This is a genomic window from Paenibacillus sp. J5 (assembly GCF_054955055.1).
The window spans coordinates 113,717-129,747 of the sequence record NZ_JBUEDD010000003.1; the positions used below are offsets into that span (position 1 = coordinate 113,717).

The following is a 16,031-nucleotide window of genomic DNA, read 5'->3' on the forward strand; positions in this document are numbered from 1 at the left end:
CTCACAGCCATCATTATTCAGCATGGGGAGTGAACCTCTTGAAGCTTCGCCGCAAAATATTATGGGCCAACATTCTGCTCGTGTTCATCCCCGTTTTGACGATGGGTGGGATGAGCTATTTTAATTTTTCCAGTGCGATTGAGAAGAAGTCGAGCGATTTCTACTGGATCTCATTGCTGGAGACGGATCGCAAGCTGAAGTTCGCCCTCAATGAGATTACGACCATCTCCAGCTCCGCCATGACTCAGCCTGTCATCCAGCAGTCGCTCAAGCAGCCTGAGCGCATGCTCACCTACGATCAGCGGCAGGAGATCAATAACCTGTTCATCAATCACCCGATGATTCTGTCCTTTCAGTTGTATGCGAAGGGCAAGCTGGTCTACGGATACAATGCTTCGGCATCGGATGTTGCTCTGGAGCAGGCCGTATGGTACGAGCGGATGGAGGAGGCACAGGGACGCCCTGTCTGGTCGGGGCCAGGGGAGAATGGCTCGGCCGTTGACGGCCGTCCGGTGCTTGTGCAGGCGCGGGTCATCAAGGATTACTATTCCCTGGAAAATATCGGCGAGCTGGTGGTCTATATTAAGCCTGAGCTGCTTGACCAGGTGTTCTGGGAAGCGGCTACATTGAATAAGGGCGACATTCTGCTCGTGAACAAGCAGGGCTCCATCGTCTTCAACAAGTCCGGCGAGCATATTGGCGAGCGGGTGGATTTCCCGTTCCTGTCCGGCCAATACGAGCAGGAGAAGAACTACTATGTCGATACGTATCAAGACAGCAAATCGCTCATCACGTTCCTGCCCTCACACAACGAGCAATGGTTCCTGGTCGCCATTACGCCTAATGAGCTGCTGCAGGCCGAATCGCTGTCGATCCGCAACATGGCGCTGCTGCTGGGCGTGTTCTCACTCCTATCGGCGATATTGTTCGACCGTTTCTTCGTGACACGTCTGGTTCGCACCATCATTAGCGCCGTCAACGGCATGAAGCGGGTGGAGCAGCGCATCTTCATCCCCATCCCGCGCCAGGATCAGGTGGATGATGAATCGAATCTGCTGGTTGAGGGCTTCAACCGGATGAGCAAGCAGATCAGCGAGCTGCTGCAGCAGGTGGAGCGGGAGCAGGCGATGAAGAAGGAGGCTGAGCTCCAGGCGCTGGTGGCGCAGATTAATCCGCATTTTATCTACAACTCATTGGAGTCGATTAACTCGATGGCTGTCCTGCAGGGGAACAAGGATATTAGCCGCATGGTTATCTCGCTAGGCAAGCTGCTGCGTATCAGCATCAGCGAGAACAAGGAGCTGATCCCGCTCCGCATGGAGCTGGAGCATGTGCGGCACTATTTGAACATTCAGAAGTTCCGGTTTGAGGATCAATTCGATTATGAGATTGAGCTGCCGCAAGAGCTGAGGGATTATATGACGCAGAAGCTGATTGTACAGCCCATTGTGGAGAATGCCCTCTATCATGCCATCGAGCCGATGAAGGACAAGGGACATATTGCCATTCGTGCGGCAGAGGCGGAGGGGAGCATCATGATTGAGGTGAGCGACAACGGACCGGGCTTCGACGAGCAGACACTGACGAAACTATGGAAGAATCATCAGCCCGATGAGAAAAAATATAAGGACAGCGGGGTTGGGCTGCGCAACGTTCATGAGCGGTTGCGCATCCAGTTCGGCAGTCCATACGGGATTATGATCTGCTCCTCGCCGGGCTTCGGGTCCACCATTCGCATTCGGCTTCCTAAGGTGTGGCCAGGCTCGGGACTGAGTACCGGGGGAAGGGAGCGAATACAATGAGAAACTGGTTGAGCTGGGGCTGGGTAGTGCTCTATGTACTCGCGCTTGCTGGAGTGGTATTGGTTAGCTCGCTGAACCGGGTCGACTCAGCGGAGGAGGATACGGCGGAGAAAATTACGCTGACGTTCCGGCATTTCTGGACGCGGGAGCATGATGTGCCCATTCTCAATATATTCGAGGAAGCTGTGCGCGGCTTTCAGGCCTCTCATCCGAATGTGAAGGTCAACTTCGAGGGGATGGATCAGACGGTGCACCGCGAGCAGAAGCTGAAGAGCGAGATGGTCACTGGCACGCCTCCAGATCTGTTCGTCCTGTTCGGCGGCGCTGAGATTGAGCCGTATGTACGAGCGGAGCGGCTGATGGATCTGAGCGACTTCGTGCGCGATAATGGGTTGAAGTCGCAATTCCGTGATCTTCATCTATGGACATTCAATGACAAGGTGTATGGCCTGCCAATCGAGGGCAATGCGGAGCCGATCTATTATAATCGGGCCATCTTCGATGAGCTCGGCCTCATGCCGCCACAGACGCTCGATCAACTGGACGGAGCGATTCGCGTACTGACCCGCAACGGGTATATTCCGTTTGCCCTTGGCAATGAGGATCGTTGGCCAGCGGCGATATTTGCCCACTACCTGATGGATCGTTACGCCGGACCGTCACTGATCGAGCGTCTAATTCAAGGCAAGGAGGGCTACTCGTTCCAGAATGAAGGCTATCTGCAGGCTTTCCAGCATTTCCAGCGATGGGCGCGCTCCGGGGCGTTCTCGCCTAATGCCAACAGCAGCTCGACCGAAGCCGCAATTGACCTGTTCACACAGGGGAGAGCAGCGATGTATCTGAATGGCAACTGGGACATTACGCTGTTCCATAGCGAGGAGGCGCCGGAATTCCAGCAGAAGGTTGGCGTCATCCCGTTCCCTGCGGCGGATGGTCAGAGCAAGCCGTCCATTGCCGGGGGCTACACGTTCGGACTCGGTATGTCGGCGAATCTGTCGGGAGCGAAGAAGGAGGCCGCGCTGCAGCTCATGCAGGCGCTCTACACGAAGGAGGTGCAGAAACGAATTGTCTATGAGGGGTTGCGCATCCCGGCGATGCGGATCGAGGTCGATTCGCAGCGAACGGGCCCGGTTTTTGCTCAGGTGCTCGAGCTGATGGATCGGATCGAGTATAGCTTCGTACCGTATGACAACATCCTGTCACCAGAGGTGAAGCGCTCGTTCCTACAGGTTGTAGAGGAAATGGTAGGCGGAGCAAGCTATGCCGGGGAGGCTCTAGAGAAGCTGGAGCGTGCATCGGTGCAGTATTGGGAGCTGCGACGCAGCAGCGGCGCCGGGACGGGAGGGCGGACTCCAGACATGCAATGATGGAGAGTGACCATGGAGATGGGGGGCGAGAGGATGGAACAGAGCAAGGTGACCTACAGCGTCGTGTTGGCAGATGATGAACCGATCATATTGCGCAGTCTGAAGGCGGCTATTCCTTGGGAGGAGCTGGGGCTGCGCGTCGTGGGGGAAGCGAGGAACGGTGAGGAGGCCCAGCAGGTAGTCTCCGAGGTGAAGCCGCATATTGTCATCAGTGACATCCGCATGCCAACGATCGACGGCATTACGCTGATGAAGCAGGTCATGACAGAGCATCCGGGATTGATCTTTATCTTTATTAGCGGCTACGGGGAATTCGACTATGCTCGTGAGGCGCTGCGCCAAGGAGCCTTTGACTACATGCTCAAGCCGATCGACCATGACGAGCTGACCGAGATTCTTGTGAAGGCACGCGAGCGGCTGGACGGAGAGCGCCAACGCCAACTGGAGAGTGAACGGCTGATGCACTCGGTTCAGGCACTCTCGCTGCTCGCTCGCGAGCGGATGTTTGCCGAGATGATCGAGGGCAACCAGAAGCCGCTCCAGCATCTTCAATGGCTGGAGAACAGCGAGCTGAATCAGACCTACTTCATGATGATCGTACAATTGGAGCATTATGAGGCGATGAATCGCCAGTGGACGGCAGAGGAGAAGCGGCTATGGTTCTTTGCCATTCGCAACATTCTGGAGGAATGGTCGGGGCAGAACGGCGGACTGACCGTATTCCCGTTCCGCAGCGGTGAGTGGGTGCTGCTGTTCCCGAAGGATTCGCGCGAGCGCAAGCTGCGTCTGGGCGAGGAGATGCTGCGCACCATCCGCAGCAACTCGAAGCTGGCCTGCTCGGTGGGCATCAGTCCCGAGGCTTACGGACTGGAGCAGTTGAGCCAGGCGTATGAGGGAGCGCTGCAGGCGCTGCACCAGCGCTTCTATTCCGGCGGGGAGGGTGTATTCATCGAAGAGATGCCGCGCGGAGCACAGGACGGACAGTCGGATGTCAAGGGACGTTATCCGAAGCATCTGGAGTCGCAACTGGCAGAGAGTGTCCGCACGCTGGATGTCGAACGACTGGGCGCCTTGTTTGGACAGCTCAAGTCGTATATTGAGCAGGAGGGCTTCTCGGCGGAGATTGCACGCCGCTTCATCGTGCAGCTAGCGGTCATCCTTGACCAGCAGCTCGAATATGTCCATGCGCCTCATGGCGGCGGCTCGATGGAGGAGCTGCTGCAGCAGCTTGAGGAGGCCGCCACGCTTGATGAGCTGATCGGCCAGGCGCGAGCCTCCTTCGCAGGCAGGATCATGGCGCGGTCGACCCAGCAGTCGCGGGAGGACGGTCACTCGGCGATTGAGAAGGCGAAGAAATATATCGCTAACCATTATCATAAGGATCTGGGCATTGAGGAGGTATCGGAGCTGGTCGATCTGAGCGCGAGCCATTTCTGTACCTTATTCAAGCAAGTATCGGGCTATACCTTCCTGGAATATTTGACCCAGTGCCGGATCGAGAAGGCCAAGTATATATTGAAGCATTCAGATGTCAAGGTGTACCAGGTCGCGCCGCTCGTCGGCTACCAGGACCCGAAGTATTTCACTCAGGTATTCAAACGGGTCATGGCCATGACGCCGTCCGAATACCGTGAGCGTGCATGAGAGTGTCTGGTCAAGAGGCTGCCAAGTAGCGGGTTATTTCCAATTGGGGGTGGCACTTTCCCATTCGAAAAAATTTCGCAATCAGTACGGGGGAGGGGGTGACTTTTCTCAAAAGCTACTGCATATTAATTTATCCTCAATTGGAAGAAGCCCTTAATGAGGTAAGGAGTATCCATTCTTGTTGTAGTATAGAAGAATGTATAGTTCATATTTTTTAACTATTAAAATAATTGCTCCATCAGTAATTGACAGAGCAATTATTTGATCCAATTTCCTGGAATTCAGGACTGAATCAGTTCTCCTCAGAGGCTTTCGCCTGTTTGATGCGAAAGGAAATCGCAAAGCTCAGGAGAACGAAAAGCAATTGAAGTGACAGGGCCAATATAATCCCCGATAACAACCCCAAATTCAGCGACTGACTAACGACAATGAGAGCTCCGCCGATTCCAATGCTTAAACCCGGACCAAATGCATCCGTAAACTGCAGGCTGGCGGATATCTCTCCTTCTTCACCTGCTTTCGAGTGTTGCAATGCAATCGCTCCGGTGGTAGGATGTGCCAAACCGATGCCAAATCCAGTGAAAAGCTGTGAGATTACTGCAAATGTGATTCCTCCCCCAGGGAGGCCAACAGCCAGCAGTACTGCAGCAACTCCAATGATCATAAATCCAATACCGATTGTTACCCGTTTCTGTCGGCCCTTTCCATGGTCTTTAGCATCAAGCTTTGACTGTAGCCAGGCTGCCGTTGACCAGCTTAATGCGCCTGCGGCCACAATTAATCCCGCCAAATCTGCTGGAAGCTTTTTCACATCTGTCAAAGCCAAGACAACATAACTTTCAGTCGCATTATAACAAGCAACAAAAAATCCTCTTGAAGCAATCGTAGCAGGCAGACCTCTTCTGGCACTTAAGGTGCCCTCAGGTAGCAACTTTCGCAAAGGATTAATCATAATCAGCAAGCCTGCTACCGAAAGTACTATTCCTTTCCAATCGGTTATAAAGCCTAGCCCAGAGAGCAGCATTCCCGTTCCAATAGCCAGTAATACTGCATAGCCTTCTTTTCGGCTGTTCTTTGAAGCGGCATTCTCTTTCACTGTAAATTTGCGAAAAGCGGGAAGCGTCAGCACAACAGCCAAGCCAATGAAAGGAAGCACCAGCCAAAAAACAAATCTCCAGGACAGATACTCCGCTATAAGTCCGGCAATATATGGACCAATTAAAGCAGGTAAAATATATGCGCCGGAAAACAAAGCAAGTATTTTCGTTCTAAGCTTATCGGGATAACCTAAGGTAATGCTGTAATACACGCACGTAATGATTGCCCCTGCACCAAATCCCTGAAACACTCTCCCTATAATTAGCATAATCATGTTTACAGAACTAGCGGCAATCAAGATGCCGATCACAAAAATAAGGATCGATATACCAAACGATGCAAAAACGCCGTTTTTGTTGATCCGCTGCCCCATAATCATTGTTCCAAGGATCTGTGCCAAAAGAAAAGCGCTGAATATCCAGCCAAACAAATGAAGTCCATCCAACTTTTGAGCCAGGGTAGGAGCAATCGTCACAAGCGCCAATCCTTCAAACGCAACAGTAGTGACCGCAAGAATAATCCCTATTGTCAATGCTCTATACTTGGCATCGAAAACCCCGACTTCTTTTTGAGTTATTTTCATCCTTCAACTCTCCTCGTGTAATCATAAAATGGTCTTGACGATAGTTGCTTCAGCAAGTATATGACCCGAAATCTCTAACTGTGTCATCCAATGTTTATCCACCTTTACTGTGTAGGACAATCACTTCAATTTTTTTCAGTCTTCTTTGAATTATAGATCTTTTACGTTGTTATACATTACGGTAAGAATTCTTCTAAACATTTCAACTTCCTCTTCGGATAACCCCTGGATAGTTTTATTATAGGCTTCAATGGATGGGGCGAGAATTTCAACTTTAATATCCCGTCCTTTAGGAGTTAAATAAACACGCAAAGACCTTCTATCCGTTTCGTGGACCACACGATAAATAAATCCCTTCTTTTCCAGCTTAAACAGCATTCTTGCAACATTCGTTTGGTCCTTGTGCAGTCTCTCTGCAAGTTCTTTTTGAGTAATCCCTTCTTTTTCCCATAGTACAATCAGTATTTCCCACTGATCCACTGTTATGTCAAAAGGATTTACTACCTTTTGATAATAGTTATTCAATTTAAGCGCCGCGCGCTGCACATTAACACCAATATACTTTTCTAGTTCCAATTTACTCCTCCTTCATAGTAGTCATGATTATAGTTGTTAAGACCATTATAATTCACTTTTTTGTGATGTCAATCATCAGATCATGTAATACCGAAAAATCAATTAAGATGCTATTTCTCCAAAATAGCATCTTTAACTGTGCCCTAATGGACTAGGGATGACACAACTATGAAAGAGGACTGGAATGAGGTTAAGCAGTAAACCTGTACGTCATGTGTGGATTCCAGTCTGGCGTAGCAGGCAAACTCCTTGCCACAAGTCTGCGGTAGAGGTTTGAAACGCATGGGCAGGGTATTGCAAGGCCGTTACACCCGAAAATACTCCGAAGGGCTCTTGCCGGTGACGACCTTGAATACCTGGCTGAAGTAGGTCGGGTTATTGAAGCCGACCATCTCGCTAATTTCGTAGATCATATGCTGACCGGATTGCAGATAGTGAATCGCCTTTTGGATACGATAATGGTTCAGATAGTGGACGAAATTTTGCCCGGTCACCCGTTTGAACAATTGGCTTAGATATTTGGGATGAACGAACAGCTCGCCTGCAATCGCCGCGAAGCTGATCTCCTGACTGTAATGCTCCTCCACGTACCGCTTCACCCGGTCAACCAGCCGATTGCTGCGGCGGCCGGAGAACTCCTGCGCTGCCAGCTCGAGCCAGCCGGTCACCAGCTTGTCCATCCATCCGGTTAGCTGCTCCAGGGTGAATTGCTGCTGAATATCCTGCAGGAAGCGTGACATGGTGCACGGCGGCTCCAGCTCCGGGAACTCGTCATTCCAACTGAGGATGAGCGAGCTGAACAGACTGACGCAGACCGTCTGCATGTCTGTCAGCGAGCCGCAGGGCTGCTCGCGCAGCCAGGTATGCAGCTTGCCCCATTGTTCCCTGGCCTTCTCCGGCTCTCGCCCGGATAGGGTCTCGTTCCACTGCTTGAGCAGCGGGCCATACTGGTCAATGGCAGTATCGAGCTTCGCCCACTCCGCATAAGGATAGACGCGGCCGGTTCCTTGGAATTCCGCTGCCTCAAGCGCAGCGCGGCTCTCCAGGTAGGAGTCAATCAGCTCATGCAGGCTAGTGCGGACGGAGCCGATCCCGGCGACAGCTTCAATCTTGAGCAGGGAGGACACCTTCTGGGTCGCGGTGTGTGCCAGTTGCTCACAGAGCGCTGCCAGCCGCTGCGGCTCGCTGCCGGGGTCCATCAGCAGCAGCACGAACAGACTGTCAGAGTAGTTGACGACATCGCTTTGTACAGAGGTGCGGTCGGTCAACTCCTGCAGCAGCTCGCGCAGCATGTTGCCGGCGCCGAACTTGAGCAACTGCCAGTCGCGCTCGCTGGGCCTGGCGAGCAACGCTGGACGGGTGATGCGCAGACTGATAGCAACAGCCTGGCGCGGCACGGCAATGCTGAGGAACGCGAGCCGTTCCTCATGGAGCTCATGCCGTTGATAGCGCGTCGTTAGCAGATCGAATAGAAATTTCTCCCGCAGATAGGGCAGCATGCGCCCCAGCTCCTGGCGATACTGCTCCTCCAGGCGTCGCTTCTCCTCCGCTGTATCCAGCTCCTGCGTAATTTCCATTAGCACATCTTCAATTTCCGGCACACTGGCCGGCTTCAGCAGGAAGTGGTGCACACCGAAGCGCATGGCTTGTCTGGCATTCTCGAATTCATCGAATCCGCTCAAGATCACAATCGGCAGCTCGCTGTCCTCCGCGCGCAGTGCGCGCGCCAGCTCCAGCCCGCTCATACCAGGCATATTGACATCGGTAATGACAAGCTGTGGCCGCTGCTCCATATACTGCCGATACGCCTCCTGACCATCGGCGGCTGTACAGATGATTCGCAGTCCCAGTCGTTCCCACCCGACATGGCGGCTCAAAGCATCGATAATATGCGGCTCGTCATCCACAAGCATAATGGTCCTCATCGATTATCCACCTCCAGCCATTGCTGTAATTGCTCCTCCGTCTCGATGGCTGGCAGCCGAATCGTCACCATCACGCCGCCCTGCTCCCGATTCGCGAGCTGCAATCCATAGTGCGCACCGCAATACAGTCCGATTCGCTGATGCACATTGCGTATCCCGATCCCGGTGGCCTGTTCCATGCTCCAGCCCTCCTTCAGCCCCTGCCCATTATCGCACAGCAGCAGCTCGATGCCAGGCCGTTGCCCATGGGCAGGCGCCAGTGGTCGAGCCGTCAGCTCAATCCGTAATTCCTGCTGCTGCTGCTGTGGTCTGGCGTGGAGGACAGCATTTTCAATCAGCGGCTGCAGGATGATTTTGGGAATATAACAGCCCTTCAATTGGGGATCAATCTGCTCGGTGTAGGTGATCGAGAAGGGCAGACGCTCCTGCTGGATGCGGACATAGCAGCGGGCATGCTCGAGCTCGTCTCGGAGCCGAATGAAGATTTTCCCCCCGCTTAGCCCGATGCGCAGCAGCTTGCCTAGCTGGGTAATCATGAAGCTGATGTCCTTGGCATTATAGTCGAGGGCGCGCCAATGAATCATATCCAGCGTATTGTACAGAAAATGCGGCTTGATCTGCGCCTCCAGCAGACTGGTCTGGGCATCGCGCTTGGCCTTGCTCTCGATGTGCACATGCTCGATCAGCTCCTGCAGCCGGGATACCATGTGATTAAAGCTGTAGGACAACTGAGCATACTCCTCCGTGAACCTGCTGGTAGCGCGCACGCTGAAGTCCCCGCGCTCCAGTCTTCGCATATCCAGCATGAGCTTGCGCAGCGGGCGAATCATATTGGAGACGAACAGATAGGTCAGCAGTACGGAAACCAGCAGGATGAGCAGCCCTAGCCCCATCACCATCCATCCAGCCTGATAGGTCGAAGCCAGCAGCACTCGGGTAGGAATGAGCTGCACCAGCCGCCATTGTACCGAGCTGGGCTTGGAGTAGAGGGCAAGATAGGACTGCCCCTCCTGCCGGATCACCTCATAGCCGTCATATGCGTCTGCAGGGTGCTCATGGAGCCAAGGGAGGTCGGGCAGCCCCTTGCCCGATTCCGACTGCGGCCCGGCATTGACCGTAGCGATCATTCTGCCGGCTGTATCGGTAATCACGACCTGTCCATCCATAGCCATCGGTACATCGGCAAAGTGCTGCAGCACATCCTGCTGGGACATGCGAATGACCAGGTAGCCGACGGTTCTGCCCTGGCTATCGAACATATGCTGTGCGTAGCCGATGAGCGCATCGGATGAAGCGCTCTCAAGCTCTGAGATCCAGACAGCATCCGCCAGCTTCAGGCGGGCGAACCAGTGCTGGTCGGCCAGCCTGCTGGTTGGATACACGAGGTCCATTCCGCTGTAAGGCACATCATTGAACAGGTCGCTATAGATTTCGATGGAGCTGATCTCGTTGTTCACTACGAGTGTATGATGCAGCAGGGCAGAGATTTCGCGGCGCCGGGTCAGCGCATCATACTTGGAAGCGGGCGCCTCCTCCAGCCGCTCCTGCACCTCCTTGTTGCTGACGACGGAGTAAGCGGTCCGGGTCATATTGGTCATAAAGTCAAACCCGCGGTGCGTGCTCTCGTTCAGCAGCGCGAGCCGCGCCCGGCTAATCTCAGTAAACGTGACATCGGAGAAGGAGCGGTAAGCCAGTATAGCAATCGTCAGCAGAAACAGCAGGTTCAGTGTAAAAAAGCAGGCAATCATCAGTGTGGACAGCTTGCTGCGCTGCCATACTCCATGTAAGGGGAGCAAGCGGAGCCTATTTCTCATCTGTCATCCATCCTAACTCATGAGATTAGCCTGAGCTTACCCCTTAATGCCAGATGTTGCAATACCGTCCACGAAGTACTTCTGGCAGACGATGAAAATGATGAAGCAAGGAACGAGTGACAGCACCGACATCGCGAACATCGGGCCCCAATCGGACTGTGAGCTCGAATCCAGGAACAGCCGCAAGCCGAGCGGTACCGTGAACTTGGTCACATCGCTCAAGTAGATGAGCTGGCTGAAGAAGTCGTCCCATGTCCATAGAAAGGTGAAGATGGTCGTTGTGATAAGCGCTGGCAGGGACAACGGCATAATTACGCGCCAATAAATCTGGATCGGGCCGCATCCGTCAATGGTCGCCGCCTCGTCCAGCTCACGCGGCAGGCCGCGAATAAATTGGACGATCAGGAAGATGAAGAAAGCGTCCGTTGCCAGCCACTTCGGAACAATCAGCGGCAGGAACGAGTTGATCCAGCCCACCTGATTGAACAGGATATACTGCGGAATCAAGGTGACATGATGCGGCAGCATAATCGTAATGAGCATCAGGGCGAAGGCCAGTGATTTGAATCGAAAGCTCAAGCGAGCGAAGGCATAGGCGGCCATCGAGCAGGACAGGATGTTGCCCAGCACCGCTCCCGCAGACAAGAGCAGCGAGTTGCCAAGGAAGATCGAGAACGACTGTCCCTGAATGCCTGTCCAGCCGGAGCTGTAGTTGCTCCATACCCACTGCTGCGGCCACAGGCCAATCTCCGAGAAGATCATATGCCCCGGCTTGAAGGAGCTGCCCAGCATCCACAGGACAGGGTACAGCATAATGAACGCAATGCCGATCGTGACCAGATGCTTAATCCAGACGGTGCGAAGAAGTGATGCTGTCATCTAGGATTTCCCCCCATCCTCGTAATGTACCCAGGCTGTGCTGGAACGGAACACCACGAAGGTGAACACGCCGATCAGTGCCAGCAGCACCCATGCCATCGCAGAGGCATAACCCATCTGGAAGAAGGCGAAGCCCTTCTTATACAGATAGAGGGAGTACATGAGCGTAGAATTGAGCGGGCCGCCAGAGCCGTTGCTGATGACGAAGGCCTGGGTGAACGACTGGAACGAGGTGATCATCTGCATCACCAGATTGAAGAAGATGACCGGCGTCAAGACCGGTAGCGTAATGCTGAAAAATTGACGAATCTTGCCTGCCCCATCGACAGAGGAGGCTTCATAATAGTCGCCGGAGATTTGCTTCAAGCCGGATAGAAAAATAATCATCGATGACCCGAATTGCCATACGGATAAGAGCACGATCGAATAGATCGCATAGCTGGGATTGGCGACCCAATCAGGCGCATGAATCCCCACCTTCAGCAGCACCTGATTCACCAGTCCGTCGCCGCCCAGCATCTTGCGCCACAGCATCGCGATGGCGATGCTGCCGCCCAGCAGGGAGGGAATATAGTAGATGGTGCGGTAGATACCAAGCCCCCGCATCCCTTTGTTGAGCAGCAGCGCAACAGCCAGAGCAAAGATAAGCTTGAGCGGCACGGACACAAAGACATAGGTGAAGGTCACCTTCAAGGAGGTAAGGAACAGCTTGTCATTGGAAAATAGCTCGACATAATTATCCAAACCCAGCCATACAGGATGGGAGAGAATGCTATAATCGGTCAAGGAAAAATAGAGCGATGCCGCCATCGGGCCGATGGTCAGCAGCAGCAGCCCGATTAGCCAGGGGGACAGGAACAGCAGGGCCGCCCAGCTATGCTGTCGCTGTCGGCTTGCCCCGGAGATCGCGCGTGTACGTGTACGTGTGCGGGCTGACGGAGCCGGGTCAGTGTGTGTCGTCTTCATAAGTTGCTCTCCTTTCAGCGTGCAGCAGGATGGCTGCGAATTGTGATCGCTTGCTTGTAGCAGCACCGGCTGCGGTCTGTGCGGCGAGTCGTGGGCCAGCATACAGCAGTGCCGCCTGATGGCGGCCACTGCTGATGCGCCTATGTTATTTGCCCTTGCCTAGAATCTGATTGGCTCCCGTGATGAACTCGTCGATTGCGGCCTCCATCGTGCCTTGCTCGAAGGCGATCTGCTCGCTCAGCGTCTTGAAGTTCTTGTCGATCTCGGAAAAGCCTTGCGGATACGGCGGATCAATATTGCTGGCGTCAGCCGATACAGTATCGATGAAGGTGAAGATCATCTTCTCCGTCTCTGACAGCTTGCCCATCAGCTTCTCGCGGATCGTAGCGTTCACCGGAACACCGCGCTCTGAGCCGAGAATTTCTGCCGCTTCCGGATCGTTGACGAGGAAATCGATGACCATTGCCACCTCGTCCGGGTACTTGGTCTTGGCGTTGCCAGAGATGAACATGCTCGGCTTCAGGTATTCTCCGCTCTTGGCCTCATCCTTGCCATGAGGGATAACCTGAATTTTGATCTCATCGTCCTGATTTTTCATCCCGCTCTTGAAGGCTGTAATCTGGTTGGACCAGAGGAAGTCCATAGCGGCCGTGCCGACAGCCAGTGGACGTGTCTCCAGCGCGTTGGTCATCCCTGCGGTTGCCTCGGGCGAGGTGATGCCGCCTACCTGGCGGAGCTCCTTCCACATCGTGAACCATTTTATCAACTGCTCCTTGGTTGCGCCCAGCGTATCCTCCTGGAACATGGCGTGCCCATGCTGGCGCACCATCATCTCGAACATATTGAAGGTGCCGGAGGCATCTGCCATGCCGACGAAGCCGTTCCCCTTCTCCTTGCCAATCTTGGCAGCAATCTCGCTGAAGTCCTCCCAGGTCCAGTCCGGGCCAGGGTCAGGAATACCCAGCTCCTTGAACACAGTAGAGCTGTATATGACGCCAGGTGCATTGACGCCTAAGGCTACAGCATACAGCTTGTTGTTGATGGAGCCGGCCGAGAGCATGCTCGCGTCGATGGCCGAGGTGCTCAGCTTGCCATCGCTTGTGTACGAGCTCAGATCAAGCAGAGTACCGCGGTTGGCATAGTCGGTCAGGAAGGCGTAATCCATCTGGATCAGATCGGGCGCATTGGCGCCTGCAACCTGGGTGGACAGCTTGTCGAAGTAGCCATCCCAGCCGGAATATTCGGCCTTGATTTTTATATTCGGATGCTTGGACTCGAACAGCTCCAGCGCGCGCGTCGTCAGATCATGCCGAGTCTGCGAGCCCCACCAGGTCATGCGAAGCTCAATCTGTCCATCCTCAGAAGCGGCCTGCGCGTTGTTCCCCTGTGCGGAATTGCTCTGTTGACTGTTTTTCGGTGCGCTGCTGCACCCCGTTACAACGATGCTGAATGCAAGGAATGCGGCCAATATCAGTCTCGCTTTGATCATGTTTTGCCTCCTGTGAAATGAATTGAGTCAGATTTGAAAGTGCTTACATTTCATATTGTAGACGATATATGGGGATAGACAAATAAACAATGGTAAGATAAATCATTAAAAAAGTAAGCCGGATAGAGATTGCCCGTTATTGTTGCCATGATCGAGGAGTATGAGGCAGTGGGCAAGACCGCCAAAGGGAGGGAGAGTGGGGCGCAGCAGGGGGCTGCAACAACGAAGAAGCCGTCCCTATAGCGGACAGCTTCTTCGCAGCAGATCAGCTTATTTATTTGCAGCGGCCCATTCATCAAGCTGCTTCTGTTTCTCGGCAATGACCTTCTCGATGCCCGCAGCCTTCAGCTTATCGATAAATTCAGGCAGATATTTATCCGGATCAAGCGTGCCATTCTCCAGGCCGATCTTGTATTGATCCTTCACGTTCTGGATAGCTGCCGCCTCGGTCTTCACCGGATCGACGGTGAAGCTGAAGCCCATGGCCGCCGATTTCTTCGCCTGCTTGTTGAATTCATCCTGCAGCTCCCACACCTTCGGATCGTCGCCTTCCCATACGTAGGACAGGAACTGATTGCCCCACATCCAGCCGAAGTTCGGATTATACGTTGCATTGCTGGAGTCGACGCCGCTCGGGAAGCCGATGACATTGCCCTCCTTGATCTCGTAATGCTTGCCCTGGATACCGTAGTCAATCAGATTGACCAGCTCGGCATCTGAATAGAGCAGATTCAAGAACATCATGGCACGGTCAGGATCGCCTGAGTTTTTGGCGATGCTGAACATGACGTTGGAGATGGTGGAGGTCGTTGCCACTGGTGGAATAAGCTGCACAGCGACCATCTCGGTGCCGGTCAGCAGAGAGGACTTCGTCTCATAGCCAGGCTTCATGTGTGCCATGAAGGCAAACGCCTTGCCCGCCTTGACTAACTGCTCAGAGGCAGTCTGGTTCGTCGAGATGTCCTTCGGAATATAGCCAGCCTCATACCATCTTCTGGCCATCTTCACCAGAGAGGCATACTGCTCGGATTCGAACAGATTGACGACCTTCAGGCCGTTATCATGATCCAGCAGCACGCCATTGTCGTCATTCAGCGGATCAACTATGCCGGGAAGGATGGAAGTGATGATAGCATAACTGGGCGCTTCAGGCACGATCGGCGCCATGCCCGGCTCATTCTTCTTAATCACTGCGAAGACGGCGTCCAGATCGTCATAGGTTTTGACGGTGCTCAGATCAATATTGTATTTGTCCACCAGATCCTTGCGCATCAGCACCCCGTAGTCAGCCGCCCAGTCACGGACGCTCGGAACGCCGAAGATGCTGCCGCTGGTCGTGGAGGCCTTGAGCACGTCCGGCTCCACGACCTTCTTAATATCTTGTCCGTACTTGTCCAGCAGATCATTCAACGGAACGAGCTGCCCCTTGGCGGCCTGCGTGCCGAAGTTCATGCCTGATGCTGTAAATAGCAGATCGAGCTTTTCGTTGCCGGCGAGCATCAGATTGATCTGCTGCTGCCAGGCGCCGATATCGATTGGCATGAGTTTGACGGTGGCGTTAATTTTGGCCTGTGTAATCTTGTTGACCGCGGCCTGAATCTCCGGCAGATCGGTTGCAGTGCCAATATTCAAGTACGCCACGGTCAGCTCATAAGGCTCCAGCTCCGATTCGGAGCCTGCGCCGCCCGAGGCGGTGGTGTTGCCGCCTGACGAGCCGGATGAGCTGGTTCCGCTGCCTTGTCCAGAACAGGCGCTGAGCACCAGCACCCATGCCAGCAGCAGAATCGCCATGCGAAATGTTTTGTTCCCCATAAATCAATGACCTCCTCTAATAATAAAGATTAATAGTGCTAGTTCTATCTTAACCGGACATGTCCGGGGCCAGCCG

The 16,031-nt window shown here is 53.8% G+C and carries 11 protein-coding genes; 3 read left to right on the forward strand and 8 right to left on the reverse strand.

Annotated features, from left to right (window positions below):
* Positions 1-38: 38 nt before the first annotated feature.
* Genes ACY1JZ_RS05810 through ACY1JZ_RS05820 form a run of 3 tightly spaced genes read left to right on the forward strand, consistent with a single transcriptional unit; the run spans position 39 to position 4,813 of the window.
* Entirely contained in the window at positions 39-1,802 is a 1,764-nt protein-coding gene (locus ACY1JZ_RS05810; RefSeq protein ID WP_462628454.1) for a cache domain-containing sensor histidine kinase, read from the forward strand.
* On the forward strand, positions 1,799-3,169 hold the full coding sequence (locus tag ACY1JZ_RS05815; RefSeq protein WP_462628455.1) for an ABC transporter substrate-binding protein: 1,371 nt from the start codon (positions 1,799-1,801) through the stop codon (positions 3,167-3,169). Before ACY1JZ_RS05810 ends, ACY1JZ_RS05815 begins: the two co-directional genes overlap by 4 nt.
* 33 nt (positions 3,170-3,202) lie before the next feature.
* Positions 3,203-4,813: a response regulator gene (locus ACY1JZ_RS05820; RefSeq protein ID WP_462628456.1), complete on the forward strand. Its 1,611-nt coding sequence runs from the start codon at positions 3,203-3,205 to the stop codon at positions 4,811-4,813.
* Positions 4,814-5,105: 292 nt separating this feature from the next.
* Here ACY1JZ_RS05820 and ACY1JZ_RS05825 read toward each other — a convergent pair whose 3' ends face one another.
* The 8 genes from ACY1JZ_RS05825 to ACY1JZ_RS05860 all read right to left on the reverse strand — a co-directional run bounded on the left by ACY1JZ_RS05825 (position 5,106) and on the right by ACY1JZ_RS05860 (position 15,955).
* A complete protein-coding gene (locus ACY1JZ_RS05825; RefSeq protein ID WP_462628457.1) occupies positions 5,106-6,494 on the reverse strand; it encodes an MFS transporter in 1,389 nt (462 codons plus the stop codon).
* Between the two features lie 150 nt (positions 6,495-6,644).
* Positions 6,645-7,070 carry a MarR family winged helix-turn-helix transcriptional regulator gene (locus tag ACY1JZ_RS05830; RefSeq protein ID WP_270166638.1) on the reverse strand — a complete coding sequence of 142 codons (426 nt, stop codon included), beginning with the start codon at positions 7,068-7,070 and terminating at the stop codon, positions 6,645-6,647.
* A 305-nt stretch (positions 7,071-7,375) separates the two neighbouring features.
* Complete coding sequence (locus tag ACY1JZ_RS05835) at positions 7,376-8,995, reverse strand: response regulator (protein WP_462628458.1); 1,620 nt, start codon at positions 8,993-8,995, stop codon at positions 7,376-7,378.
* Entirely contained in the window at positions 8,992-10,809 is a 1,818-nt protein-coding gene (locus ACY1JZ_RS05840; RefSeq protein ID WP_462628459.1) for a cache domain-containing sensor histidine kinase, read from the reverse strand. Before ACY1JZ_RS05840 ends, ACY1JZ_RS05835 begins: the two co-directional genes overlap by 4 nt.
* Before the next feature lie 36 nt (positions 10,810-10,845).
* Entirely contained in the window at positions 10,846-11,688 is an 843-nt protein-coding gene (locus ACY1JZ_RS05845; protein WP_270166635.1) for a carbohydrate ABC transporter permease, read from the reverse strand.
* A complete protein-coding gene (locus tag ACY1JZ_RS05850; RefSeq protein WP_462628460.1) occupies positions 11,689-12,654 on the reverse strand; it encodes a carbohydrate ABC transporter permease in 966 nt (321 codons plus the stop codon).
* Positions 12,655-12,799: 145 nt separating this feature from the next.
* Complete coding sequence (locus ACY1JZ_RS05855) at positions 12,800-14,143, reverse strand: ABC transporter substrate-binding protein (RefSeq protein WP_462628461.1); 1,344 nt, start codon at positions 14,141-14,143, stop codon at positions 12,800-12,802.
* Between the two features lie 270 nt (positions 14,144-14,413).
* A complete protein-coding gene (locus ACY1JZ_RS05860) occupies positions 14,414-15,955 on the reverse strand; it encodes an ABC transporter substrate-binding protein (protein WP_462628462.1) in 1,542 nt (513 codons plus the stop codon).
* Positions 15,956-16,031 lie beyond the last annotated feature (76 nt).